The organism is Ramlibacter albus (assembly GCF_014297445.1).
GTDB lineage: Bacteria > Pseudomonadota > Gammaproteobacteria > Burkholderiales > Burkholderiaceae_C > Ramlibacter > Ramlibacter albus.
Genome location: NZ_JACORU010000006.1, coordinates 112,070 through 134,421 on the forward strand (window position 1 = coordinate 112,070; position 22,352 = coordinate 134,421).

At 67.9% G+C, this 22,352-nt stretch carries 24 protein-coding genes and 2 tRNA genes; 10 read left to right on the top strand and 16 right to left on the bottom strand.

The window, feature by feature from the left end; all coding sequences use genetic code 11:
• Nucleotides 1–10: 10 nt before the first annotated feature.
• Complete coding sequence (locus H8R02_RS17055; RefSeq protein ID WP_187082655.1) at nucleotides 11–724, top strand: MotA/TolQ/ExbB proton channel family protein; 714 nt, start codon at nucleotides 11–13, stop codon at nucleotides 722–724.
• 1 nt (nucleotide 725) lies between these two features.
• A complete protein-coding gene (locus tag H8R02_RS17060) occupies nucleotides 726–1,136 on the top strand; it encodes an ExbD/TolR family protein (RefSeq protein WP_187082656.1) in 411 nt (136 codons plus the stop codon).
• A 3-nt stretch (nucleotides 1,137–1,139) separates the two neighbouring features.
• On the opposite strand, the gene H8R02_RS17065 is transcribed toward H8R02_RS17060, so the two are convergent.
• Entirely contained in the window at nucleotides 1,140–1,547 is a 408-nt protein-coding gene (locus H8R02_RS17065; RefSeq protein WP_187082657.1) for a GlcG/HbpS family heme-binding protein, read from the bottom strand.
• Nucleotides 1,548–1,639: 92 nt separating this feature from the next.
• Here H8R02_RS17065 and H8R02_RS17070 point away from each other — a divergent pair, with 92 nt between their 5' ends.
• Nucleotides 1,640–2,335, top strand: a complete 696-nt coding sequence (locus tag H8R02_RS17070; RefSeq protein ID WP_187082658.1) for a Bax inhibitor-1 family protein — start codon at nucleotides 1,640–1,642, stop codon at nucleotides 2,333–2,335.
• A gap of 27 nt (nucleotides 2,336–2,362) precedes the next feature.
• Here the strand turns inward: H8R02_RS17070 and rlmD are convergent, their stop codons facing one another.
• From rlmD to surE, 6 genes are read right to left on the bottom strand one after another with little or no spacing between them, the layout of a single operon-like run.
• Nucleotides 2,363–3,721, bottom strand: coding sequence for a 23S rRNA (uracil(1939)-C(5))-methyltransferase RlmD (gene rlmD / locus H8R02_RS17075; RefSeq protein ID WP_187082659.1), 1,359 nt, complete (start codon nucleotides 3,719–3,721; stop codon nucleotides 2,363–2,365).
• Nucleotides 3,722–3,734: 13 nt separating this feature from the next.
• Complete coding sequence (locus tag H8R02_RS17080) at nucleotides 3,735–4,520, bottom strand: 3'-5' exonuclease (protein ID WP_255429388.1); 786 nt, start codon at nucleotides 4,518–4,520, stop codon at nucleotides 3,735–3,737.
• Nucleotides 4,517–5,551: an RNA polymerase sigma factor RpoS gene (gene rpoS, locus H8R02_RS17085; protein ID WP_187082660.1), complete on the bottom strand. Its 1,035-nt coding sequence runs from the start codon at nucleotides 5,549–5,551 to the stop codon at nucleotides 4,517–4,519. Before rpoS ends, H8R02_RS17080 begins: the two co-directional genes overlap by 4 nt.
• 2 nt (nucleotides 5,552–5,553) lie before the next feature.
• The gene (locus H8R02_RS17090) at nucleotides 5,554–6,438 is read right to left on the bottom strand and encodes a peptidoglycan DD-metalloendopeptidase family protein (RefSeq protein WP_435531280.1); all 885 of its coding nucleotides are present in this window, start codon (nucleotides 6,436–6,438) and stop codon (nucleotides 5,554–5,556) included.
• Entirely contained in the window at nucleotides 6,435–7,199 is a 765-nt protein-coding gene (locus H8R02_RS17095) for a protein-L-isoaspartate(D-aspartate) O-methyltransferase (protein WP_187082661.1), read from the bottom strand. The genes H8R02_RS17090 and H8R02_RS17095 overlap by 4 nt, the downstream gene beginning before the upstream one ends.
• Complete coding sequence (gene surE, locus H8R02_RS17100) at nucleotides 7,196–7,960, bottom strand: 5'/3'-nucleotidase SurE (protein ID WP_187082662.1); 765 nt, start codon at nucleotides 7,958–7,960, stop codon at nucleotides 7,196–7,198. The genes H8R02_RS17095 and surE overlap by 4 nt, the downstream gene beginning before the upstream one ends.
• Nucleotides 7,961–8,060: 100 nt before the next feature.
• Here surE and H8R02_RS17105 point away from each other — a divergent pair, with 100 nt between their 5' ends.
• On the top strand, nucleotides 8,061–9,053 hold the full coding sequence (locus H8R02_RS17105; protein ID WP_187082663.1) for an NADPH:quinone oxidoreductase family protein: 993 nt from the start codon (nucleotides 8,061–8,063) through the stop codon (nucleotides 9,051–9,053).
• A gap of 14 nt (nucleotides 9,054–9,067) precedes the next feature.
• Nucleotides 9,068–9,143 (top strand) — tRNA-His (locus tag H8R02_RS17110).
• Nucleotides 9,144–9,260: 117 nt separating this feature from the next.
• Here H8R02_RS17110 and H8R02_RS17115 read toward each other — a convergent pair.
• The 5 genes from H8R02_RS17115 to H8R02_RS17135 form a co-directional block, all read right to left on the bottom strand.
• Complete coding sequence (locus H8R02_RS17115) at nucleotides 9,261–11,168, bottom strand: SurA N-terminal domain-containing protein (RefSeq protein WP_187082664.1); 1,908 nt, start codon at nucleotides 11,166–11,168, stop codon at nucleotides 9,261–9,263.
• Nucleotides 11,169–11,246: 78 nt separating this feature from the next.
• Nucleotides 11,247–11,322, bottom strand: a tRNA-Val gene (locus H8R02_RS17120).
• Nucleotides 11,323–11,340: 18 nt separating this feature from the next.
• Nucleotides 11,341–11,664 carry an HU family DNA-binding protein gene (locus H8R02_RS17125; protein ID WP_187082908.1) on the bottom strand — a complete coding sequence of 108 codons (324 nt, stop codon included), beginning with the start codon at nucleotides 11,662–11,664 and terminating at the stop codon, nucleotides 11,341–11,343.
• A gap of 172 nt (nucleotides 11,665–11,836) precedes the next feature.
• Nucleotides 11,837–12,934, bottom strand: coding sequence for a tartrate dehydrogenase (locus H8R02_RS17130; protein WP_187082665.1), 1,098 nt, complete (start codon nucleotides 12,932–12,934; stop codon nucleotides 11,837–11,839).
• Nucleotides 12,934–13,815, bottom strand: a complete 882-nt coding sequence (locus tag H8R02_RS17135) for an alpha/beta fold hydrolase (RefSeq protein ID WP_187082666.1) — start codon at nucleotides 13,813–13,815, stop codon at nucleotides 12,934–12,936. Before H8R02_RS17135 ends, H8R02_RS17130 begins: the two co-directional genes overlap by 1 nt.
• A gap of 66 nt (nucleotides 13,816–13,881) precedes the next feature.
• Between H8R02_RS17135 and H8R02_RS17140 the strand changes: the two genes are divergently transcribed.
• On the top strand, nucleotides 13,882–14,856 hold the full coding sequence (locus tag H8R02_RS17140) for a LysR substrate-binding domain-containing protein (RefSeq protein ID WP_187082667.1): 975 nt from the start codon (nucleotides 13,882–13,884) through the stop codon (nucleotides 14,854–14,856).
• Here the strand turns inward: H8R02_RS17140 and H8R02_RS17145 are convergent.
• From H8R02_RS17145 to uvrC, 3 genes are read right to left on the bottom strand one after another with little or no spacing between them, the layout of a single operon-like run.
• Complete coding sequence (locus H8R02_RS17145; protein ID WP_187082909.1) at nucleotides 14,813–15,652, bottom strand: DMT family transporter; 840 nt, start codon at nucleotides 15,650–15,652, stop codon at nucleotides 14,813–14,815. The two genes, H8R02_RS17140 and H8R02_RS17145, sit on opposite strands and share 44 nt — an antisense overlap.
• Before the next feature lie 30 nt (nucleotides 15,653–15,682).
• Nucleotides 15,683–16,249, bottom strand: coding sequence for a CDP-diacylglycerol--glycerol-3-phosphate 3-phosphatidyltransferase (gene pgsA, locus H8R02_RS17150; protein ID WP_187082668.1), 567 nt, complete (start codon nucleotides 16,247–16,249; stop codon nucleotides 15,683–15,685).
• Between the two features lie 16 nt (nucleotides 16,250–16,265).
• On the bottom strand, nucleotides 16,266–18,299 hold the full coding sequence (gene uvrC / locus H8R02_RS17155) for an excinuclease ABC subunit UvrC (protein ID WP_187082669.1): 2,034 nt from the start codon (nucleotides 18,297–18,299) through the stop codon (nucleotides 16,266–16,268).
• Between uvrC and earP the strand changes: the two genes are divergently transcribed.
• From earP to H8R02_RS17175, 4 genes are all read left to right on the top strand, one after another.
• Entirely contained in the window at nucleotides 18,298–19,320 is a 1,023-nt protein-coding gene (earP, locus tag H8R02_RS17160; RefSeq protein ID WP_187082670.1) for an elongation factor P maturation arginine rhamnosyltransferase EarP, read from the top strand. The two genes, uvrC and earP, sit on opposite strands and share 2 nt — an antisense overlap.
• Nucleotides 19,321–19,383: 63 nt before the next feature.
• Nucleotides 19,384–19,938, top strand: a complete 555-nt coding sequence (efp, locus tag H8R02_RS17165; RefSeq protein ID WP_187082671.1) for an elongation factor P — start codon at nucleotides 19,384–19,386, stop codon at nucleotides 19,936–19,938.
• A gap of 56 nt (nucleotides 19,939–19,994) precedes the next feature.
• Nucleotides 19,995–20,768 carry a heme-dependent oxidative N-demethylase subunit alpha family protein gene (locus H8R02_RS17170; RefSeq protein WP_187082672.1) on the top strand — a complete coding sequence of 258 codons (774 nt, stop codon included), beginning with the start codon at nucleotides 19,995–19,997 and terminating at the stop codon, nucleotides 20,766–20,768.
• Nucleotides 20,768–21,646, top strand: a complete 879-nt coding sequence (locus tag H8R02_RS17175) for an AEC family transporter (protein ID WP_187082673.1) — start codon at nucleotides 20,768–20,770, stop codon at nucleotides 21,644–21,646. Before H8R02_RS17170 ends, H8R02_RS17175 begins: the two co-directional genes overlap by 1 nt.
• On the opposite strand, the gene H8R02_RS17180 is transcribed toward H8R02_RS17175, so the two are convergent.
• Entirely contained in the window at nucleotides 21,643–22,305 is a 663-nt protein-coding gene (locus tag H8R02_RS17180) for a hypothetical protein (RefSeq protein WP_187082674.1), read from the bottom strand. The two genes, H8R02_RS17175 and H8R02_RS17180, sit on opposite strands and share 4 nt — an antisense overlap.
• Nucleotides 22,306–22,352: the final 47 nt, after the last annotated feature.

The following is a 22,352-nucleotide window of genomic DNA, read 5'->3' on the forward strand; positions in this document are numbered from 1 at the left end:
AGGCAAACCCATGGAATCCGATTTCGGTCTCGTCCACCTGTGGTCGCAAGGCGACCTCGTCACCCGCGCGGTCGCGGTGCTGCTGCTCGGCATGTCCTTCGCGTCGTGGATGGTGATCATCGTGAAGGCGCTGGACCTGCGCCGCTACGCCGCGCAGGCCAGGCACATCGAGAGCTTCTGGCATGCGAGCGATTTCGCCGACGGCCTGAACAAGCTCGGCACCGACCCCTCCAACCCCTACCGCGCACTCGCACTCGAAGGCCGCGAGGCCGCCGCGCACCGCAACGCGCAGCCGCAGCTGCACGACTCCATCGACCCGAGCGACTGGCTCACGCGCGCCCTGCGCAACGGCATCGACGAAGCGACGGCCCGCCTGCAATCGGGACTGGCCGTCCTCGCCTCGGTCGGCTCCACCGCGCCTTTCGTGGGCCTGTTCGGCACCGTGTGGGGCATCTATCACGCGCTGCTGTCCATCGGCACGGCCGGCCAGGCCACCATCGACAAGGTCGCCGGCCCGATCGGCGAGGCGCTGGTGATGACCGCACTGGGCCTTGCGGTCGCCATCCCCGCCGTGCTCGGCTACAACGCGCTCGTGCGCGGCAACAAGGCGGTCATCGCCAAGCTCAACCGCTTCGCCCACGACCTGCACGCCTACTTCGTCACCGGCGCCCGCATCTCGCCGGGCGCCGGCCGCAACGTCGTGCCCCTGAAGAAGGACGCCTGACATGGCGTTCGGAACCCTCGACGACACCGACGACGTGATGAACGAGATCAACATGACGCCGCTGGTGGACGTCATGCTGGTGCTGCTGATCATCTTCATCATCACCGTGCCCGTCATGAAGCACGCCGTGAACATCGACCTGCCGCAGGCGACCAACCGCAAGCAGGAGACCAAGCCCGAGACGATCCGCCTCTCGGTGGACGCGCAGGGCCGCTACTGGTGGAACGAGTCGCCGCTGGCCGATGCCGACATCGAGAAGCGCTTCCGCGCCGAAGCGGCGCGCAGCCCGCAGCCGGAGCTGCACATCCGCGGCGACAAGGACGTGCGCTACGAACGCGTGGCGCAGGCCATGGCGGCCGCGCAGCATGCGGGCCTCAACAAGATCGGCTTCATCACCGAGCCGAGGAAGTAGCCCTCAAAGCCCGATGGCGGCGATGCCCGCGCGCGCGATCTGCGCGTCCTCGGCCGACTTGACGCCGCTCACGCCCACGGCGCCGAGGCACTGGCCGTCCTTCAGGATCGGCACGCCGCCTTCGAGCAGCGCCTCCAGGCCCGGCGCGCTGAGGAACGACACGCGCCCGCCGTTGATCATTTCCTCGTAGAGCCGGCTCTCGCGCTTGCCCAGCGCGGCGGTGCGGGCCTTGCCGGGGGCGATCTGCGCCGAGATCGGCGCGGCGCCGTCCAGGCGCTGCAGCCACAGGAGGTGCCCGCCGTCGTCCACGATGGCGATGCTCACGGCCCACTGGTTCTTGGCGGCTTCCGCTTCGGCGGCGGCGGCGATCGCCTTGGCGTCGGCGAGTTCGAGGAAGGGTTTGGATTTCATGGGCGCAAGCATACCGCCCGGCCATTGACGCGCCGCCCTTGAACCAACCTAGAATGCGCGCATCTAATGGCTCACAGCCCAGGAGACCCCCGATGAACGACATCCAGACCGCCTACCCCGCTGGTTACGACGGTTCCGTCGTCACCACCGCCGAAGAGCGCAACCGCGTCCTTCGCAACACCTACTGGCTGCTCGCCCTGAGCCTGCTGCCCACGGTCCTGGGCGCCTGGCTGGGCGTCGCCACCGGCATCACCCGCGGCTTGTCCGGCGGGCTCGGCCTCGTCGTGTTCCTGGGCGGCGCGTTCGCCTTCATGTTCGCGATCGAGAAGACCAAGAACTCCGCGGCCGGCGTCGCCGTGCTGCTGGCCTTCACCTTCTTCATGGGCCTGATGCTCTCGCGCCTGCTCGCGATGATCCTGTCGATGAAGACCGGCACCGGCATCGTCATGACGGCGTTCGGCGGCACCGCGGCGGTGTTCGCGGTCATGGCAACGCTGTCGACGGTGATCAAGCGCGACCTGTCCGGCATGGGCAAGTGGCTGTTCGCCGGCGCGCTGGTGATCATGGTCGGCTCGATCATCAACGTGTTCGTCGGTTCGGGCACCGGCATGCTGGTGATCAGCACGCTGTGCATCGGCCTGTTCAGCATGTACATGCTGTACGACCTGAAGCAGATCATCGACGGCGGCGAGACCAACTACATCTCCGCCACGCTGGCGCTCTACCTGGACATCTTCAACGTGTTCCAGAGCCTGCTGGTGCTGCTGGGAATAGGCGGCGACGATTGAGAACAAACGGGGCTTCGGCCCCGTTTTTCATGGGAGGTCGAAAACGGCCATCGACTCCACGTGCGCGGTGTGCGGGAACATGTTGACCACCCCGGCGGCCGTGCATTGGTAGCCGGCCTGGTGCACCAGCAGGCCCGCATCGCGCGCGAGGGTGGCCGGGTTGCAGCTGACATAGACGATCCGCTTCGGCGGCTTCCAGGCACCGCGCAAAGCGGGGTTCTGGTGAAGGTCCGCAAGCGCCTTCGACAACGCGAAGGCCCCTTCGCGCGGCGGGTCCACCAGCCAGCGCCGCGCCGTGCCGTCCTGCACGAGCTGCTCCGTCGTCATCTCGAACAGGTTCCGCGCGAGGAACTTGGTCGGCGCCAGCCGCGCATCGGTGTTGTTCAGCGCGTAGTTCTCGCGCGAACGCGCGACCAGCGCCTCGCTGCCCTCGATGCCCAGCACCTCGCCGGCGCGCGTTGCTAGCGGCAGCGTGAAATTCCCGAGGCCGCAGAACCAGTCGATGATGCGTTCGCCGCGCTGCGGGTCGAGCAGGCGGATTGCCCGGCCGACGAGCACGCGGTTGATGTGCGGGTTGACCTGCGTGAAGTCGGTCGGGCGGAAAGGCATGGTGATGCCGAATTCCGGCAGCGCGTAGTCCAGCTGCGGGCCCACTTCGTCCAGCAACTTCACGGTGTCCGGCCCCTTGGGCTGCAGCCACCACTGCACGCCGGGATGGTCCGCCGCGAACTGCCGCAGCTTCGCGAGGTCGCCCGCCGACAGCGGCCCGAGGTGCCGCAGCACCAGCGCCGTCACCGTATCTCCCACCGCCAGCTCGATCTGCGGACAGGTTTCGATGGCCTCCATCGACTCGATCAAGGCGCGCAAGGGCATCAACAAGTCGCTCACGTGCGGCGGCACCACATGGCATTCGCGGATGTCGGCCACGTAGCGGCTCTTGCGCTCGTGGAACCCGACCAGCACCGTGCCCTTCTTGCGCACGTGGCGCACCGAGAAACGCGCGCGCCAGCGGTAGCCCCAGGGCGGGCCTTCGATGGGCCGCAGGATCGTCTGCGGCTTCACCTTGGCGAGGTGCCAGAGGTCGTCCTCCAGCACGCGCTGCTTGACGGCCACCTGCGCGGCCGCATCGAGGTGCTGCATCTTGCAGCCGCCGCACGCGCCTTCGTGCAGCCCGAAGTGCGGGCACCGCGGCCGCACGCGCAGCGAAGACTCGCGATGCACCTCGACGAGGTTGGCCTGCTCCCAGTTGTTCTTCCTGCGCTTCACTTCCGCGGAAACGATCTCGCCCGGCAGCGCGCCGTCGATGAACACGACCTTGCCGTCCTCGCGGCGCGCGACGCCCTGCGCCTCGATGTCGAGGGCATCGACTTTCAACCTGTCACTCATGGCGTGGATTGTGTCAGGCCCAGGCGGCCAGGTATTCGTGCCAGTGCGGCTCGGTGCCCGACAGGTCGCGCAGCGCCTGCTTCACGAACTCGACCTCCTGGTCGTACTCGGCCTCGGTGAAGCCGCCGCGCATCTTCTGGAAGCGGCAGTACACGAGGTAGGTGTTCATCACGTCCGTTTCGCAGTAGCGGCGGATGTCCTCCAGCTTGCCTTCGAGGAAAGCCGGCCACACCTGCGAGCCGTCCATGCCCAGCTTGCCCGGGAAGCCGCACAGCTTGGCCATCGCGTCCAGCGGCGCATTGGCGCGCGGCTGGTACATCGCCAGCAGGTCCATCAGGTCGAGGTGGCGGTTGTGGTAGCGGCTGATGTAGTTGTTGTACTTGTACTCGCGGTCGTCCTCGCCCATGTCCCAGTACTTGGACGCGACCACGCCGTGGCGCAGGCCCCGGTAGTGCAGCACCGGCAGGTCGAAGCCGCCGCCGTTCCAGCTCACGAGCTGCGGCGTCTTCTGCTCGATCGTCTTGAAGAAGTTCTGGACGATGCGGCCTTCGCTCAGGCCGTCGCGGTCCACGAAGGAGTGCACGCGCAGGCCCTCGGCATTGCGGAACACGCAGCTGATCACCAGCACGCGCTGCAGGTAGTGCGGCAGGAAGTCGGACTGGCCCGCGTCCTTGCGCTCCTGCTGCCACGCGGCGAAGCATTCGTTGTCCGAAGTCTCGGGCGCCATGTTGCGCAACGCGCGCAGCCCCGCGATGTCCGGAATCGATTCGATATCGAAGACGAGAACCGGCCAGCTCAAAAGAGCGCTTCTTTCGAGATGCCGCTGCGCACCATGTGCCGCTTGAGTTTCAGCAAGGCCTCGTTCTGGATCTGGCGCACGCGCTCGCGCGTCAGGCCGAGGCGGTCGCTCAGCACCTCAAGGGTCTCCGGCTCCCGGTCGTGCAGGCCGAAACGGCCTTCCAGCACTTCCTTCTCGCGCGTCGACAGCGCGTCGATCCAGCTGTTCAGCAGGCGCTCCACTTCGTGGTTCTGCGTGACGCCGGTGGGGTCGACGGCCAGTTCGTCGGCCATCATGTCGCCCAGCGTGTGGTCGTCGTCCGAACGCTCGATCGCCGCATCCAGCGACTTGGGCGTCTCGGCCATCGCGAGCAACTGCGCGACTTCGTGCACGTCGCGGCCCAGCAGCGCGGCGACGTCTTCCACGCGCACGCCCTCGCCTTCGCGGTTGCCGCGCGCGGCCATGAAGACGGGGTCGTTCTCCAGCGTGCGGCGTGCGCGCAGCACCTGCTGCAGCTCGCGCACCACGTGCACCGGCAGGCGGATCACGCGGCCCTGGTTCATCACGGCGCGCTCGACAGCCTGGCGGATCCACCACGTCGCATAGGTCGAGAAGCGGAAGCCGCGCTCGGGCTCGAACTTGTCGATCGCGTGCATCAGCCCGAGGTTGCCTTCTTCGATGAGGTCCGACAACGGCACGCCTCGCCCGAGGTAGCCCTTCGCGATGCTCACCACGAGGCGCAGGTTGTGCTCGATCATCGACTGGCGCGCGGCGAAGTCGCCCGCGCGCGCGCGCGTCGCCGTTTCGAATTCCTCTTCGGCGGTGAACAGCTCGGTGCGCCGCACCTCGCGCAGGTAGAGCGTGAGCGTGTCGCTCGACTCGCCGGCGATCTCCTGCGGGATCTCGCGCAGCTGCTTCTCGGGCACTTCCTCCCCGGCGGGCTCGGCGGATTCGGCGGACCCGGCGGATTCGACGGTCTCGATCGGCGGCACGAGCGCGTCGTCGCCGGCGCCAGCAGGCGTCGGCAAGCCGTGCCCGTTGCGGCGCTTCATGGCTACCTCGGCGGCAGGAACTTGGCGGGGTCGACCGGCTTGCCTTGCCGGCGGATCTCGAAATGCAGCTTCACGCGGTCGGCATCGGAATTGCCCATCTCCGCGATCTTCTGCCCCTTGCGAACGCTCTGGTCCTCCTTCACCAGCAGCGCCTGGTTGTGCGCGTAGGCGGTGAGGTAAGTGTTGTTGTGCTTCAGGATGATCAGGTTGCCGTAGCCGCGCAGGCCCGCGCCGGCATAGACCACACGCCCATCGGCGGCGGCGAAGATGGGGTCGCCCGCCTTGCCACCGATGTCGAGGCCCTTGTTCTTCTCTTCGTCGAAGCCCGCGATGACGTGATCGTTGGCGCCGGTGGGCCACATCCACGACACGCTTTCGTCGCCGGGCGCGACCGGCGGCGTGTTCACGGGCGGCAGCGTCGGCGAGGAAGCGGCTCGCGGCGCGCTGGCCGATGCGACAGCGGACGATGCAGCCGGCGCAGGCGGCGTGACAGGGCGCACGCCCGCATCGAGCGGCTGCTGCCCCGGCGGTGCAACGCGGATCACCTGCCCCACCTCGATGACGTTGGGGTTGTCCAGGTTGTTCCAGCGCGCGACGTCGCGCCAGTTCTGGCCGTTGTCCAGCGCGATGCGGATGAGCGTGTCGCCGGGCTTCACCGTGTAGTAACCGGCCTTGCCTGCGTTCTCGGCGCCGGGCAGTACCTTCGGTGCTTCGGGCGCCGGCGCAGGTGCGACAACAGTGGCGCGCGCAGTGGGGCTGCGGTCCACCACCGGCGCGGGTGCGCGCTGCGGCGACGAGCACGCCGCGAGCAGCACAGCTGCGGCCACTGCGACAGAACCCTTCGTTGCGTCCACGAGCAACGCGTGCATCTTGTTCGTTTGCGTCATGCGATGCCCGATTTTAGGGGGACAAAGTGAACCGTCTCAAGAACAGTTTGTTTCACGCGCCCATTTGTTTTTTCGAGCACGACCAGCGACTGCCGCCCGTCCGCCAGCGCCATCGGTGCGACGATGCGCGCGCCTTCCGCAAGCTGATCAATCCACGTGCCCGGCACAGCCTCGCCGCCGGCCGCCGCGATGATGCCCGCATACGGCGCGCCTTTCGGATAACCGGCCATCCCATCGCCGAAAAGAAGGTGCACATTGGCAAGGCGCAGCGGCCGCAGGTTGTCACGCGCCTTGTCGTGCAGGCCGCGCAAGCGCTCGACGCTGTACACCTCGTTCGCGACACACGCCAGTACCGCGGCCTGGTAGCCGCAGCCCGTGCCGACTTCCAGCACGCGGCCGAGCCGCCCGTTCGCGTCGCGGCGGCCGCCCAGCAGCAATTCGATCATGCGCGCGACCACGCTCGGCTTGGAGATCGTCTGGCCGAGCCCGATCGGCAGGCTCGTGTCCTCATAGGCCTGGTTCACGAGCGCGGTGTCGACGAAACGATGGCGTTCCACCGTGCCCATCGCGGCGAGCACTGCGGGGTCCGCGATGCCTTCCTGCGCGAGCTTGCGCACCATTCGAGCGCGCACCGCGCTCGAATCCATGCCAAGACCCTGGGGCGCAACCGGTGGCGTGGGTCCGCGCTTGGCCGCAGCCTTGGCAGCAGGTGCTGCCGGCGACAGGTCGAGCCGCGCCGGAAAGCCGGGCCTGCGCGTCACTTCGCCCCCGGCACTTGCGCCGCTGCCTGCGACCAGTAGCGCAGCGCGTCGTGATCCGTGAGGTCCACCTTCAGCGGCGTGATGGTCGGGTGGCCCTGCAGCGCTGCATGGAAGTCCGTGCCCTCCGCATCGTCCTTCGCGGGCCCCGCGCCGCCGATCCAGTACATCACGTCGCCGCGCGGGCTCGTCTGCGAAATGACTTTCTCCGCCGCATGGCGGCGCCCGAGGCGGCACACCTTGAAGGCCTTCAGCTCCTCGTGCGGCAGGTTGGGGATGTTCACGTTCAGCAGCCACGGCGCCTCGCCCGTGCGCTGGTGCTCCAGCACGTAGGTGACGAGCTCGCGCGCCTTGAGGGCGGCCGCGTCGAGGTGCGACCAGCCCTTCTGCACCTGCGAGAACGCGATGGCGGGCACGCCGAAGAGGTAGCCCTCCATCGCCGCGCCGACGGTGCCGGAGTAAATGGTGTCGTCGCCCATGTTGGCGCCGTTGTTGATGCCGCTGACCACGAGGTCGGGCGTGTAGCCGAGCAGGCCCGTCAGCGCGATGTGCACGCAGTCGGCCGGCGTGCCGTTGACGTAGCGGAAGCCGTTGGCCGCGGTGTTGACGTACAGCGGCGCGTGCAGCGTGAGCGCGTTGGACTTGGCGCTGTTGTTGTGCTCGGGCGCCACCACCTCGACCTCGGCGAGGTCCTTCAGCGCCTCGTGGAGCGCGACGATGCCGGGTGCCTGGTAGCCGTCGTCGTTGGAAAGCAGGATCTTCATGCCTGCGCCGATTGTAGGGGCGGGGTCGCGGCTGGGACATCGCAGCCCGGCCGCACCTGCCTATCATCGCGGTGCGAAATTTTTCCCGGAGCGAACGAACATGCAAGCCTGGCTATGCGAGAACCCGACCGGCGTGGACGCGCTGGTGTGGAAGGACCTGCCGACGCCGCAGCCCAAGGCCGGCGAGGTGCTGGTGGAGATCAAGGCCGCGAGCCTGAACTTCCCCGACCTGCTTATCGTGCAGAACAAGTACCAGATCAAGCCGCCGCTGCCCTTCGTGCCCGGCTCGGAGTACGCGGGCGTGGTCGCTGCCGTCGGCGAAGGCGTGACGAACCTCAAGGTGGGCCAGCACGTCGCGTGCCTCTCGGGCACAGGCGGTTTCGCGACGCACACCATCGCGCCCGCGGCGCTGTGCATGCCACTGCCCGACGCGTTCCCCTTCGTCGATGCCGCGGCGTTCATCATGATCTACGCGACCTCGCACCATGCGCTGATCGACCGCGCGCAGCTCAAGGCGGGCGAGACCGTGCTCGTGCTGGGCGCGGCCGGGGGCGTGGGCACATCGGCGATCCAGATCGCGAAGGCAGCCGGCGCGCGCGTGATCGCCGCCGCTTCGACCGACGAGAAATGCGAGCTGTGCAAGTCGATCGGCGCGGACGCGACGATCAACTACACGACGCATCCGGCGCCCAACGCCTTCCGTGAGGCCATCAAGGAAGCCACCAGCGGCAAGGGCCCCGACGTCATCTACGACCCCGTCGGCGGCGACTTCGCCGAGCCCGCGTTCCGCTCGATCGCGTGGCGCGGCCGCTACCTCGTCATCGGCTTCACGGCCGGGCCCATCCCGAGCCTGCCCATGAACCTGCCGCTGCTCAAGGGCGCGTCGCTGGTGGGTGTGTTCTGGGGCGCGTTCGCTCGCAACGAGCCGAAGGCGAATGCGGCCATGATGAACGAGCTGGCGCAGTGGTATGCGCAGGGCAAGGTCAAGCCGGTGATCGACCGCACGATGCCGATGGCCGAGCTCAAGGCCGCCTACGCGCACATGGGGTCGCGCGGGGTGAAGGGCAAACTCGTGATGGTCAACCCGGTATAATCACCCGCTCTACGGTGGCTGTAGCTCAGTTGGTAGAGTCCCAGATTGTGATTCTGGTCGTCGTGGGTTCGAGTCCCATCAGCCACCCCATCTAGCCAAAAACAAAGCCCGCATGCGCGGGCTTTGTTTTTGGCTGTGGGGTGGACCCACCCAGGATGGGGAACCCCCTCACCCCGGCCCTCTCCCCCGAGGGGGAGAGGGAGGAAGTCACTGCGTAGCGGGCTTGGTCACCTTGTACTGCACCTTGAAGCGCTCCTTGAGCAGGTTGTAGTAAGCGAGCGTCTCGGCGCCGGCGAACGCCTTTGCGTACTGCTGGCGCTCCGACATCGCCTGGTCCGCCGGCGGGGCTTCGCGCGGCAGCACACGATTGATCTTCACGACGGCGTAGCCGAGGTTGCCGAGGTCCACACCGACCAGCGCGGGCAGCTTGGACGGGTCGGCACGCATCGCGCCGTCGACCAGCGCGGGCGGAAACTTGTCGGCGCTATTGCGGGAGAGCACCACCGCAGGCGGCATATCGGCAGTGGCGGGCGCAGCCTTCCATGCAGCCAGCTTCTGCTCGCCTTCCTTCTTCGCCATCTCGGCCGAGCGCTGCGCCACCACGCGGGCACGCACCTCGTCCTTCACTTCCGCAAACGGCTTCGCGCGTGCGGGCGTGTACTGCACGATGCGGCCGGACACCATCTGCTGCGGCGCCACTTCCAGCGCCTCGGTGTTGCGCTTCTTCTCCACCGCGTCGGGGCCGAAGATCGCTGCCAGGAACTTCGGGTTCGCGAGCGGCCCGGGCTGCCCCGCCTGCGGCTGCCGCGTGACGTTCTCGGCCTTGCGCACTTCGAGCTTGAGCTTGTCGGCCACGGGCTTGAGGCTGTCGGACTGCTCGTAGACGGTGTTGGTGAACGTCTCGGCGGCTTCGGCGTACTTGCGCGCGGCCTGCTGCTTCTGCAGCTCGGCCTCCAGCTCGGGCTTCACCTGCTCGAAGGTCTTGGCCTGCTGCGACTTGATGTCGGTGACCATGATGACGTGGTAGCCGAACTCGGTCTCCACCGGGCCGACGATGTCGCCCTTCTTCGCCGCGAACACGGCTTCCTCGAAGGGCTTGGTCATCGCGCCGCGCTGGAAGAAGTCGAGGTCGCCGCCCTGCGCCGCGGAGCCGGGGTCCTGCGAGTTCTTCTTCGCGAGCTCGGCGAAGCTCGCCGGGTTCTTGCGCGCCTGGGCGGCGAGCTCCTCGGCCTTCGCCTTGGCCTTGGCCTTCACGTCGGCGGCCGCGCCCTTGTCGGCGGTGATGAGGATGTGGCTCGCGCGCCGTTCCTCCTTGCCCGCCAGGCGCTGCGCGTTCTGCTCGTAGTAGGTCTTGAGGTCGGCCTCGTTGATCGTGATGCCCTTCTTCACGGCATCGACGTCGAGCACCACGTACTCGATGGTGGCGCGCTCGGGCGCCATGAACTGCTGCGGGTTGGCCTTGTAGTAGGCCTCGAGTTCGGCGTCCGTGGGCGACACGCGCGCCGCGAAGTCGGTGGCATTGAAGCGCGCCACCTGGATCTCGCGCTTCTGGTGGAAGGCGCCGAGCGCCACGTCGGCGGGCGCCGTGGCCGGCATCGCGCTCGCGTCGATCGGGTTGAGCACCTGGCGGGCCGAGAGGTCCGCGCGCAGCTGCTCCTCGTACGCACGCGGCGACATGCCCTGGCCGCTGAGCACCTGCTGCAGCTTGGCCTTGTCCACCTTGCCATCGGGCCCGATCACCAGCTTGCCCAGCTCGCTGGAGAAGAAGTTGCGCTCCAGCCGCTGGTCGCTCGTCACCAGGTGCGAGTCGTTCGCCGCGGCGAGGATGACGCGCTCGCGCACGATGTTCTCCAGCGAGCCCCACTTCGCCTCGGGCGTGTCGAGGAACTTGACTTCGAGGTTGGGGATCTGGCGGTGGATGCGGTCGACCTCCACCTTGTGCTGGTTGTCCCACTCGGACTGCGTGATCTCGCGCCCGTCGACGCGCGCCACCTCGCTGCCTTTCTCGCGCATGCGGTCGTAGCCGCTGATGCCGAAGAACACGAACGAGGGCACGACCAGCAGGAACAGCATGAACTGCATGATCTTGTTGTGCTTGCGGACGAAATCAAACATGGGCTACTCGCGTTCGGGGCAAAAGCAATGCAAAAAGCAAAAGCAAAAAGGCGAACCTCGGTTCGCCTTCTCCTGGGTTGGTGGGTGCTGACGGGATCGAACCGCCGACCTACGCCTTGTAAGGGCGCCGCTCTACCAGCTGAGCTAAGCACCCCACCGGGCGTCCCGCCTGTCAGTTCAGCGCGTCTTTCAGCGCCTTGCCGGGGCGGAACTTGGGTACCTTGGCAGCCTTGATTTTAATCTGTGCCCCGGTGCGGGGATTGCGGCCGCTGCGCGCCGCGCGTTTGCCCACGGCAAAAGTGCCGAAACCCACCAGGGAGACCGACCCGCCTTTCTTCAGCGTCGTCTTGACGGCGCCGATCATCGACTCCAGCGCGCGCGTGGCGGCGGCCTTGGAGATGTCGGCATGCTTGGCGATGTGCTCGATCAATTCGGTTTTGTTCACAGGCCCCTCGTAGGAAGGATTAGGAGTTGCAGAGGTGTCTTCTCGAAGAATTTTTTTGTCCGCCGGATCGCGACCGATTAGAGCCACGGCCGCAAAGCGTGTCAATACGACGAAGCGGCGATGCAGGCAGCGGAGGCGGATTCTAGTGGCAAAAAGCGCGCAGCGGGACGTGAACCCGCTGCGCGCCGTCGTGACGCACTGCGCAAAAAAATCCGGCGGAGGATTACAACGCCTGCGCGATCGCGCGGCCGAGGTCCTCGGTGGTCGCCTTGCCGCCGATGTCCGGCGTGCGCGGCGCGCCGCTCTTCGGGTCGAGCACCTGCTCGATGGCGCGCAGGATCGCGTCGTGCGCGTCCTTGTGGCCGAGGAACTCGAGCATCATCGCCCCGCACCAGATCTGGCCGATGGGGTTGGCGATCTTCTTGCCAAAAATGTCGGGCGCACTGCCGTGAACCGGCTCGAAGAGTGACGGAAAGCGTCGGTCCGGGTTGAGGTTGGCGCTCGGCGCGATGCCGATCGTGCCCGTGCATGCGGGGCCCAGGTCGGACAGGATGTCGCCGAAGAGATTGCTCGCGACCACCACGTCGAAGAAGTCCGGCCGCTGCACGAAGTGCGCGGTGAGGATGTCGATGTGGAACTTGTCGACCTTCACGCCCGGGTACTTGCCGGCCATCTCGGCCACGCGCTCGTCCCAGTACGGCATGGTGATCGCGATGCCGTTGGACTTGGTCGCGCTGGTCAGGTGCTTCTTCGGGCGGCTCTGCGCGAGCTCGAAGGCGAACTTGAGCACGCGGTCCACACCCACGCGCGACATGATGGTCTCCTGCATCACGATCTCGCGGTCGGTGCCCGGGTACATGCGGCCGCCCACGGCGGAGTACTCGCCCTCGGTGTTCTCGCGCACGATGTACATGTCGATCTCGCCCGGCTCGCGCTTGCTGCCGTCCTTGCGCACGACCGGCGCGATGATGCCGGGCATCAGGCGCGCGGGACGCAGGTTGACGTACTGGTCGAACTCGCGGCGGAACAGCAGCAGGCTCTGCCACAGCGACACGTGGTCGGGGATCTTCTCCGGCCAGCCCACCGCGCCGAAGAAGATGGCGTCGTGGCCGCCCACCTTGTCCTTCCAGTCGTCGGGCAGGTACTTGCCGTGCTTCTCGCAGTACTCCCAGCTGCCGAACTCGAACTCGTCGAATGCGATGTCGATGCCGAACTTGCGCGCGGCGGCGTCGACCACGCGCACGCCCTCGGGCATGACTTCCTTGCCGATGCCGTCGCCGGCGATGACCGCGATCCGCTTCTTGCCTGTGACTTTGCTCATCATGTGCTCCTGAAGAATGAGGTTGCTTCGGCGAGGAGCGCATCGGGCGCCTCCTCGGCGATGTAGTGGCCGCAGGCGATGCTGCGGCCGGTGACTTGTTCCGCGCGTTCGCGCCACAGCGCCAGCACGTCGAAGCATTTGCCGACGACGCCATGCTCGCCCCACAGCACGCGCAGCGGCTGCGCGAGCCGGCGGCCGGCGTCGACGTCTTCCTGGTCATGGCGCAGGTCGATGCCGGCGCTCGCGCGGTAGTCGGCGCAGATGGCCTGCGCCGTGCCGGGGATCGCGATGCAGCGCTCGTACGCCGCCAGCGCTTCCGGCGCGAAAGCGGCAAGGCCGGCGAACCGCGCGCCCATCACGCTGCGGACGAAGCGCACCGGGTCCGATTCGATCAGCGCCTGCGGCAGCGCGGTGGGCTGGATCAGGAAAAACCAGTGCCAGTAGGCGCGCGCGAAAGCCTCGCTGGTGTTGCGGTACATCGCAAGCGTCGGCGCGATGTCCAGCAGCAGCATGCGCTCGACGGCTTGCGGGTGGTCGGCCGCGAGGCGGTGGGCCACGCGGGCGCCGCGGTCGTGCGCGAGCACCTGGAAACGCGTGTGGCCGAGCGACTGCATGACCGCGATCGCATCCAGCGCCATCTCGCGCTTCGAATACGCGATGTCGTCGGTGCCGGGTTCGGGCCGGCCCGAGTCGCCGTAGCCGCGCAGGTCCAACAGCACCACGCGGAACTGCCGCGCCAAGGTGGGCGCGACGCGATGCCACATCGCATGCGTCTGCGGGTGGCCGTGCAGCAGCAGCAGGGGTTCGCCACGGCCGGCCACGCGCGCGTGGAGGCTCACACCGCCGCGCTGCACCGCTACCGTATCGAAACCTTCGAGCATGCCCGCATCTTGCATTGCGCGCGGCCGGCCCACAAGCAATAATCCGGCAAGCGATTCTTTCCTCCCGTGCAACAATCCGACGCGCGCCTCGACCGTGCCGACCTCGAGCTGCTGCTGGCCATCCGCCGCAACGGCAGCCTGGCCGCGGCCGCCGCTGCCGCGGACGTGGTGCCCTCCGTCGTCACCAAGCGCCTGGCCGCGCTGGAAACACGCTTGAAGCTCAAGCTCTTCCACCGCACGACACGCCGCGTGGTGCCCACGGCCGAGGGCGAAGCGCTGTGCGAGCGTGCCGCGAAGCTACTCGACGAATTCCGCGCGATGGAGCAGGAGCTGCGCGAGAAGCACGGCCAGCCCACGGGCACGGTCCGCATCGCGGCCACGTTCGGTTTCGGCCGGCTGTGGGTGGGGCCCGCCATTGCCGAGTTCCAGCAGCAGTACCCGCAGGTGCAGGTGGAACTGCAGCTCACCGAGAAGCTGCCCGACCTTGCCGTGGAAGGCTTCGACGGCGCCGTGTGGCTGTGGTCCGTGGCCGGGCAGCGCGCGTCCGACTGGACCGGCCGCCGCCTCGCGCGCAACCAGCGCGTGCTGGTCGCCTCACCGGCCTACCTGCGCGAGCGCGGCACGCCGCAGAAACCCGAGGACCTGGCGCAGCACGACTGCCTCGTCGTGCGCGAGCACGAACACCGCTTCGATGTTTGGCGGCTCGTGAAGGAGCGCGACCACGCCGAGGTGCGCGTGCGCGTGCAGGGGCCGCTGTCCAGCAATTCCGGCGAGCTCGTGCGCGACTGGTGCCTCGCCGGGCGCGGCATCATGCTGCGCAGCCTCTGGGACATCGCGCCGCTCATGGCCTCGAAGCAGCTGGTGCAGGTGCTGCCCGCCTACGCGATGGTCGATGCCGACATCCACTGGCTCGCGCCGCACCAGCCGCAGGTGCCGCGCCGCATCCGGCTGCTGGTGGACTTCCTCGCCGAGCGCTTCCGCAGCGAGCCGTGGAAACTCAAGCCTTCGTCCGCACGACCAGGCTCACGCCCACCGCGGTGAGCGCCATGCCGGCGAGGATGAGCGCGGTGAGCGGCTCGCCGAACAGCACCCAGGCCATCACCGCCGTACACGGCGGCACGAGGTACATCAGGCTCGTCACCGAAGTCGCTGCGCCGCGCTGGATCAGCAGGTAGAGCAGCGAGCTGCCGCCCAGCGTGAGCGCCAGCACCGACCACGCCATCGCCGCGACCAGCTCGCCGTTCACGCGCACGCCTTCGGTTTCGAGCAGCGCGATCGGCAGCGACACCGCCAACGCCGCGGAAAGCTGCACCAGGCTCGCCGCGCGCACGTCGCACGGCTTGACGAAGCGCTTCTGGTACAGCGTGCCGGTCGTGATGCTGACCAGCGCACCGATCGCCAGCAGCAGGTTGATGCCGCTCACCTCGCCGTGCCCCAGCTTCTGCCACACCACCATGCACAGGCCTGTGAGGCCCAGCGCGAGGCCGGCCCACTGCCGCCCCTGCACCTCGCCGCCGCGCGCGGAGACCCACACCGCCGTCAGCACCGGCTGCAGGCCCACGAGCAAGGCCGCGAGGCCCGCGCCCATGCCGGCCTTCACCGCCGCCCACACGCCACCGAGGTAGCCCGCGTGCATCAGCATGCCGGTGACCGCGAGGTGCATCACCTCCTTGCGACCCTGCGGCAGCTTCACGCCGGCGGCCCACGCCCATACCGCGAAGCACAGCACCGAGAAGAAGTAGCGCCACGCGAGGAACTTGAACGGCGGCGCATGCGGCATGCCGTAGCGCGCCACGATGAAGCCCGTGCTCCAGATGAGGACGAAGATGACGGGCATGGCCCGCACCAGGGGATGCTGCTGCACGGCCTACTTCACCCGCTTGCGGATCTCGGGCAGCGCCTTCTGCAGGTAGTAGATCATCGACCACACCGTGAGGATGGCCGAGATCCAGATCAGCACGGTGCCCCACGTGAGCGTGTCGATGACGCCGAACAGCACGCCGTCGAACAGCAGGAAGGGGATGGCGACCATCTGGAACGTGGTCTTGACCTTGCCCAGCATGTGCACCGCCACGCTCTTGGACGCGCCGATCTGCGCCATCCACTCGCGCAGCGCGGAGATGGCGATCTCGCGGCCGATGATGATCAGCGCCACGAACACGTCGGCGCGCTTGAGGTGCACCAGCACCAGCAGCGAGGCGCACACGAGGAACTTGTCGGCCACCGGGTCGAGGAAGGCGCCGAAGGACGACGTCTGGTTCAGCTTGCGCGCGAGGTAGCCATCGGCCCAGTCCGTCAGCGCGAAGGTCACGAACATCACCGTCGCGATCAGGTTCTGCACCTCGGGCTTGAGCCCCAGGTAGAAAACGCCCACCAGCAGCGGGATCGCGAAGATCCTCGTCCAGGTCAGGAGCGTGGGGACGGTGAAGAACATTGGGGCCGATTCTGCCTCAGTGCAGGGCCCGGTAGATTTCCTCGGCCAGCTCTCGCGAAATCCCTTCGACTGTCGCGATGTCCTCGATGCTCGCCGAAGCAACGCCGCGCACGCCGCCAAAACGTTGCAACAGCCGCGCGCGCTTCTTCGCGCCGACGCCGGGGATCTCCTCCAGCTGGCTGCCGCCCACGCGCACGCGCGCGCGGCGCGCCCGCATGCCGGTGATGGCGAAACGGTGCGCTTCGTCGCGGATCTGCGCGACGAGCATCAGGGCTGCGGACTCGCGCCCGAGGTAGACCTTCTCGCGGCCGTCCGCGAACACGAGTTCCTCCAGACCGACCTTGCGGCCTTCGCCCTTCTCGACCCCGACGATCACCGACAGGTCGAGCCCCAGCTCCGCGAACACCTCGCGCGCCATGCTCACCTGCCCGCGGCCGCCGTCGACGAGCACGAGGTCCGGCAAACGTTCGGCGCCGCCGCCGGAGCCGCGCGGCTTGCGAGCGGGCGCGGGCTGCGCCTCACCGGCAACGGCCGCATCGGGCGACGCTTGCGCAAGCGCAGGCGCCTCGACGGCCACCGGCGGCGTCGCATCCGGCGTATCCCGCCCCGCCTGCGCCAGCCGCGCATAGCGCCGCGCCAGCACCTGCCGCATCGCCGCATAGTCGTCGCCCGGCGTGATGCCGTCGATGTTGTAGCGGCGGTACTCCTTGTTCTGCATCTTGTGGTTCTGGAACACCACGCAGGACGCCTGGGTCGCCTCGCCGGCGGTGTGCGAGATGTCGAAGCATTCGACGCGAAAGGTGTCCAGGTTGTCCGGCGCGAGGTCCAGCGCCTCGACGAGCGCGCGCGTGCGGGCCTGCTGCGAGCCCTCCTCGGCCAGCAGCCGCGCCAGCTGCAGCTCGGCGTTCTTCTCCGCCATCTCCAGCCACAGGCGCCGCTGCTCGCGCGGGTTGTGCACGGCGCCGATCTTCACGCCGGTCTGCTGCGACAGCGCGTCCACCAGCTCGCGGCTGACCGGGTGGCTCGTGATGAGCGAAGGCGGCACCGGCACGCCGATGTAGTGCTGGGCGATGAAGGCTTCGAGCACCTGCACCTCCAGCGGCTGCGCGGGCGCGGCGTCGATCTGGTCGTCGAAGTCCTGCACGGCGGCCGCGTCCTCGACGTGGCTCGGGAAGTACGGCCGGTCACCCAGGTGCCGGCCGCCACGCACCATCGCGAGGTTGACGCACGCCTTGCCGCCCTGCACGCGCACGGCCAGGATGTCCACGTCCTTGTCGGACACCGTTTCCACCGACTGCTGGTGCAGCACCTTGGAGAGGGCGCTCATGCGGTTGCGCAGTTCGGCGGCCTGCTCGAACTCCAGCCTTTCGGAGTGGGCCATCATGCGCTCCTGCAGCGTGTCCAGCACCTGCTGGGTCTCGCCGCGCAGGAAGGCCTCGGCGCTCTCGACGTCGTGGCGGTAGTCCTCGGGGGTGATCAGGTTGACGCACGGCCCGGTGCAGCGCTTGATCTGGTACAGCAGGCACGGCCGCGTGCGGTTGGCGAACACCGTGTCCTCGCACGTGCGCAGGCGAAACACCTTCTGGATCAGCTGGATCGACTCCTTCACTGCCCACGCGCTGGGGTAAGGGCCGAAGTAGCTGTGCTTCTTGTCGACGGCGCCGCGGTAGTACGCCACGCGCGGAAAGGTGCCGGCCTCGATCTTGAGGTAGGGGTAGCTCTTGTCGTCGCGGAACAGGATGTTGTAGCGCGGCGCGAGCGTCTTGATCAGGTTGTTCTCGAGCAGCAGCGCCTCGGCCTCCGAGCGCACCACCGTGGTCTCCAGCCGCGCGATCTTGCCGATCATGTGGCCGATGCGCGTGCCGCCGTGGTTCTTCTGGAAATAGCTGGAGACGCGCTTCTTCAGGTTGCGCGCCTTGCCGACGTAGAGCACGGTCTCGTCGGCGTCGTAGTAGCGGTACACGCCCGGCAGGCCGGGCAGCGCGGCCACCTGGGCGAGCAATTCTTCGGAATGGCCTTCTGACGTCACTTGCCTATTATCGGTAGCCATGCGCTGGGACCTTTTCTGCAACGTGATCGACAACCATGGCGACGTGGGCGTCTGCTGGCGGCTGGCGCGCGAGCTGGGCGAGCGGGGGCACGAAGTCCGGTTGTGGATCGACGATGCATCCGCGCTGGCGTGGATGGCGCCGCAGGGGCACCCGCGGGTTGCGGTGATGCCGTGGGACGCGGCGCGCTCCGCCGGCGATCCGGCCGAGGTGGTGGTCGAAGCCTTCGGCTGCAACCCGCCCGGCGAATTCATCGATCGCCTGGCGCCCGGCTCGACGTGGCTCAACCTCGAGTACCTCAGCGCCGAGCCTTACGTGGAGCGCAGCCACGGCTTGCGCTCGCCGGTGCGCGAAGGGATCGACAAGTTCTTCTTCTACCCCGGCTTCACGCCGCGCACGGGCGGCCTGCTGCGCGAAGCGGATTTCGATGCGCGCCGTGCCGCGTTCGATCCCGTTGCATGGCTGCGCACGCAGGGCGTCGAGCCCGGCGACGCCACGCGCATCAGCCTCTTCTGCTACGAACCTGAAGCGCTCGCAGCTTTGGTTGCGCAGCTGGCGGCCGGACCGCGGCGCACCCAGTTGCTGGTGACTGCCGGACGCGCCGCCGAAGCGTTGCGCAAGGTATTGCGCCCAAGCACCGGCAACCTGGCCGTGCACTGGCTGCCACTGCTGAGCCAGCGCGACTACGACCACCTGCTCTGGTCCTGCGATATCAACTTCGTGCGCGGCGAGGACTCGTTCGTTCGCGCGATCTGGGCGGGCCGGCCTTTCGTGTGGCAGATCTACCCCCAGCACGACGGCGCCCACGTCGCCAAGCTGGAAACTTTCCTCGAATGGCTCGCCCCGCCGCCGGCGCTGCGTGATTTCTTCCGCGTCTGGAACGGCGTAGCCCAGGGAGCCTTGCCGCGCCTTGAGCCTGCGCAATGGCAGGCCACGGCCGAGGCAGCCGCGCAACGCGCGCGGGCCATCCCCGAGCTCGCCACGGCCCTTGAGCAGTTCGTACGCAAACGCGGTAGAATCTAGGGCTTTGCGCAGAGGCCTGCACCTCGACCTCGCATTGCGCCCCACTCCCCCGAGACACGTGTTATGAAAATCGCTCAAGAAATCCGCGCCGGCAACGTCATCATGTCCAGCGGCAACCCCTGGGTCGTGCTGAAGACCGAGTACTCGCGCGGCGGACGCAATGCCGCCACCGTGCGCATGAAGCTCAAGAGCCTGCTGAACAACCAGGGCACCGAGATCGTCTTCAAGGCCGACGACAAGATGGACCAGATCGTGCTGGACAAGAAGGATTGCACCTACTCCTACTTCGCCGATCCCATGTACGTCTGGATGGACGCCGAGTACAACCAGTACGAGGTGGAGAAGGAGAACATGGGCGACGCCCTGAACTACCTCGAGGACGGCATGCCGGCCGAGGTGGTGTTCTACGAAGGCAAGGCGATCTCCGTCGAACTGCCCACCAGCGTGGAGCGCGAGATCACCTGGACCGAGCCCGCCGTCAAGGGCGACACGTCCGGCAAGGTGCTCAAGCCCGCCAAGATCGCCACCGGCTTCGAGATCGGCGTGCCGATCTTCGTGGCGCAGGGCGACAAGGTGGAAATCGACACGCGCACGGGCGAATATCGCCGCCGCGTCTGAGGCTTCCAGCCCAAGCACAATCAAGGCTCCTTTCGGAGCCTTTTTCTTTGCCGCCGATGGATTTCGAGTTCTCCAACGTCGCCGTGCCGTTCCGGATGCAGCCGGGCCTGCGAAAGCTCGTGCCCGGCACGCCGCAGCTCACGCGGCTGGACCCCGCGAGCCGGCTGTACGCGGAGAAGCTCGCGGTGGTGCAGGCCGGCCAGTCGCGGCTCGCTGACGCCGGCTTCGACCCGGCCGAGGCACTCGCAGCCATCGGCCAACGCGAACCCTTCCAGGGCCCCGTCGAACTCGCCTTCGAGGAAGACTTCGCCGTCCTCGACGGCGCCACCGGCAAGCTGCTGTGGCTGTGCGTGTGCGTGCCTTCGCACTGGGCACCGGAAGAAAAGATCGGCCTCCCTCTGGCCGCGGTGCACGCTACGGTCGCCGACAACGCGCTGCTCCTCGCGGCTTCGCAGCAGCTCGTGCAGCTTGTCACCGGCAACGATGCCTATGAACGCTTCGTCTGGACCGTCACGCCCTCCGGCCGTTACGACCAGCACCCGAAGCGGCACGCGCGCGAGCCGTGGCCGGCGCACCTGGACGACGAGGCATTCGCCGCGCGCTGCTGGCTGCGCGCCGAGCGGCAGTCCTTCATCCCGTTCGGCAACCGGCAGGCCGTGTTCACCATCCGCGTGATGCTTCAACCGCTCGCGCAAGCCGTGGACACGTCCGAGAAAGCGCAACGCCTGCAGGACTCGCTCGCTTCGATGTCGGGCGCCGTGCTGGCGTACAAGAACCTCGCGACGGCGCGCGAACCGCTGCTGCGATGGCTTGGAAGGAAGGCCGCCTGATGGACCTCGTCTGGCGCATCGCGCAGGTCATCATCCCCGTCTTCCTGATCGTCGCCCTCGGCTACGTCTACACGCGCAAGCGCCACCCGGACTACGGCTGGTTCAACCGCATCATGCTGGACGTGCTCACCCCGCTGCTCGTGTACACGGCGCTCGCAGGCAAGGACTTCCACCTGGCCGAGCACACGCGCCTGCTCGCGGGCGGCGCGATCCTGATCCTCGTGACCGGCGCCATCGCCTGGCCGCTCGCGCGCATGTCGCACACGGACCCGCGCACCCTCGTGCCTGTCGTCATGTTCACCAACTGCGGCAACATGGGCCTGCCGCTCGCCCTGCTCGCCTTCGGCCAGCAGGGTTTCGCGGCCGCCGTGGCGCTCTTCTCCATCAGCAACGTCATCCACTTCTCGCTGGGCGCGCGCATCACGAGCGCGCATGCGAGCACGCGCGACCTGCTGCTCAGCCCCTTGATGATCTCCAGCGCCCTCGGCTTCGCCAGCGCCGCCACCGGCGTGCGCCCGCCGGACGTCATCTTCACCGGCATGCGAATGCTGGGCGAGGCGATGCTGCCGCTGATGCTGTTCGCGCTCGGCGCGCGCCTCACGCAACTCAAGCGCGAGGACATCCCGCGCGGCCTGCTGGGCGCGTTCGCGCGGCCGGTGATCGGGCTGGCGATCGCGCTGCCGCTGGCGTACGTGCTGCAACTGGAAGGCATCGCGCGCGGGCAGCTGCTGCTGTTCGCCGCGCTGCCGCCGGCGGTGATGCAGTTCCTGCTGGCCGAGCGCTACCAGCAGGAGCCCGAACGCGTGGCCGCGATGATCCTTCTGGGCAACGCCCTTGCTGTGGTGTCGGTGCCGATCGGGTTGGCGCTGTCGCTCTAGGCGACCCGCTTGGCCATCGCGAGCACGGCGACGACGACGATCACCACCACGACGGCGGCGCTCGCCGCGATCATGAGCCCCCGATTGGGGCTGGGCGTGAGCGGCGCCGGCTGACTGTCCGCCTCCGGCCACGGCGTCGCATTGGGCAACCACTCGACGAATTCGCCCGCGGCCTCGTGCGTGAAAAGCTCCAGCGTGAGCTTCTGCAGCTTGTCCTGCCCGTCGCTGCGAAGCCACAGTTCGACGATGGAATTGCGCACCCGCGCATGCACCACGTCCTTCAAGGGCAGCTTGATGCGGTCTTCCTTCCAGCCGAACCCGGCGCGGAACCGCCCGGCCATGCGCAGCACGTCCTGCTGCACGCGCGCCTCGATCTCGTCCTTGAAGCTCGGGATGTCGTGGCCGCGCCCCTCCACCTTCAGCAGCGACGCCGAATACGTGGCCTGCACGATCGAGAAGCTGCCGCTGCGCATCGGGTTGAAGCTGTTGTCGCGCGGGCGCAGCTTCACCAGGTCGGCCACGGTGAGCCGCTGCCCCTCGGGCGTGAGCAGCTCGTGCCCGCTCGTCAGGGTGTTCTTGATGCGCATGCCGACGATGGTGCGGCGGTCGTAGGGCCCGACCTGCCGCCCTTCGAGGATGACGTGATAAACCGGCTCCAAGTAAAGCTTGCCTCCAATCCCGCGCGGGAGCATAGCGGAGAAAGGAG

What these genes read in the sequence shown, in the direction of transcription:
- H8R02_RS17055 (WP_187082655.1), top strand. Translation starts at nt 11, where the DNA reads ATGGAATCCGATTTCGGTCTCGTCCACCTGTGGTCGCAAGGCGACCTC.
- H8R02_RS17060 (WP_187082656.1), top strand. Translation starts at nt 726, where the DNA reads ATGGCGTTCGGAACCCTCGACGACACCGACGACGTGATGAACGAGATC.
- H8R02_RS17065 (WP_187082657.1), bottom strand. Translation starts at nt 1,547, where the DNA reads ATGAAATCCAAACCCTTCCTCGAACTCGCCGACGCCAAGGCGATCGCC.
- H8R02_RS17070 (WP_187082658.1), top strand. Translation starts at nt 1,640, where the DNA reads ATGAACGACATCCAGACCGCCTACCCCGCTGGTTACGACGGTTCCGTC.
- rlmD (WP_187082659.1), bottom strand. Translation starts at nt 3,721, where the DNA reads ATGAGTGACAGGTTGAAAGTCGATGCCCTCGACATCGAGGCGCAGGGC.
- rpoS (WP_187082660.1), bottom strand. Translation starts at nt 5,551, where the DNA reads ATGAAGCGCCGCAACGGGCACGGCTTGCCGACGCCTGCTGGCGCCGGC.
- H8R02_RS17090 (WP_435531280.1), bottom strand. Translation starts at nt 6,438, where the DNA reads ATGACGCAAACGAACAAGATGCACGCGTTGCTCGTGGACGCAACGAAG.
- surE (WP_187082662.1), bottom strand. Translation starts at nt 7,960, where the DNA reads ATGAAGATCCTGCTTTCCAACGACGACGGCTACCAGGCACCCGGCATC.
- H8R02_RS17105 (WP_187082663.1), top strand. Translation starts at nt 8,061, where the DNA reads ATGCAAGCCTGGCTATGCGAGAACCCGACCGGCGTGGACGCGCTGGTG.
- H8R02_RS17115 (WP_187082664.1), bottom strand. Translation starts at nt 11,168, where the DNA reads ATGTTTGATTTCGTCCGCAAGCACAACAAGATCATGCAGTTCATGCTG.
- H8R02_RS17130 (WP_187082665.1), bottom strand. Translation starts at nt 12,934, where the DNA reads ATGAGCAAAGTCACAGGCAAGAAGCGGATCGCGGTCATCGCCGGCGAC.
- H8R02_RS17135 (WP_187082666.1), bottom strand. Translation starts at nt 13,815, where the DNA reads ATGCTCGAAGGTTTCGATACGGTAGCGGTGCAGCGCGGCGGTGTGAGC.
- H8R02_RS17145 (WP_187082909.1), bottom strand. Translation starts at nt 15,652, where the DNA reads ATGCCCGTCATCTTCGTCCTCATCTGGAGCACGGGCTTCATCGTGGCG.
- pgsA (WP_187082668.1), bottom strand. Translation starts at nt 16,249, where the DNA reads ATGTTCTTCACCGTCCCCACGCTCCTGACCTGGACGAGGATCTTCGCG.
- earP (WP_187082670.1), top strand. Translation starts at nt 18,298, where the DNA reads ATGCGCTGGGACCTTTTCTGCAACGTGATCGACAACCATGGCGACGTG.
- uvrC (WP_187082669.1), bottom strand. Translation starts at nt 18,299, where the DNA reads ATGGCTACCGATAATAGGCAAGTGACGTCAGAAGGCCATTCCGAAGAA.
- efp (WP_187082671.1), top strand. Translation starts at nt 19,384, where the DNA reads ATGAAAATCGCTCAAGAAATCCGCGCCGGCAACGTCATCATGTCCAGC.
- H8R02_RS17170 (WP_187082672.1), top strand. Translation starts at nt 19,995, where the DNA reads ATGGATTTCGAGTTCTCCAACGTCGCCGTGCCGTTCCGGATGCAGCCG.
- H8R02_RS17175 (WP_187082673.1), top strand. Translation starts at nt 20,768, where the DNA reads ATGGACCTCGTCTGGCGCATCGCGCAGGTCATCATCCCCGTCTTCCTG.